1 protein-coding gene is annotated in these 675 nt (G+C 72.1%); it reads right to left on the bottom strand.

What is annotated here, in order from left to right; genetic code table 11:
* The coding region (locus tag DD1DGNOD_RS01955) for a Clp protease N-terminal domain-containing protein (protein WP_131769314.1) at positions 1–675 on the bottom strand (675 nt) is incomplete at both ends.

Here is a 675-nt window from a genome sequence, read left to right as displayed (position 1 = left end):
CCCTGCGCGGCCTTCACCTCGGCCAGCACGGCCTTGAGCCGCTCCTCGAACTCGCCGCGGTACTTGGCGCCCGCCACCAGGGAACCGAGGTCGAGCGCGAAGATGCTCTTGTCGCGCAACCCCTCCGGAACGTCCCGGCGGACGATCCGCTGGGCCAGGCCCTCCACGATCGCGGTCTTGCCGACGCCGGGGTCGCCGAGCAGCACCGGGTTGTTCTTCGTCTTACGGCTCAGGATCTGGATGACCCGGCGGATCTCGGCGTCCCGGCCGATCACCGGGTCGAGGGTGCCGGTCCGGGCCTGGTCGACCAGGTCCCGGCCATACTTCTCCAATGCCTCGTAGGCGGCTTCCGGCGTCGTGGAGGTGACCCGCTGGTGACCGCGCACCCGGGTGAGCGCGGACAGGAACGACTCCCGGGTGATTCCGTGCTCCGCCAGCCGGCGGCCGGCCGCGGTGCTGGTGCTCTCCTCGGCCAAGGCGAGGAGGAGGTGTTCCACCGAGACGTACTCGTCCTTGAGGCGCCCAGCTTCGCGTTCGGCCGCGTCCAGCAGCCCGGACAGTCGCTGGGTGACGAACACCTGCCCCGGCTGGGCGCCTGGCCCGGTGACCTTCGGCCGCCGAGCCAGGTCGGCCTCGACCGCGGCGTGCAGCGCGGCGGTGTCGGCGCCGACCTGC

Origin of the sequence: Candidatus Protofrankia californiensis (assembly GCF_900634765.1) — a bacterium.
Classification (GTDB): Bacteria; Actinomycetota; Actinomycetes; order Frankiales; family Frankiaceae; genus Protofrankia; species Protofrankia californiensis.
Note: the sequence above shows the minus strand (reverse complement) of the source record. Positions and strands in the feature narration are given on the sequence as shown.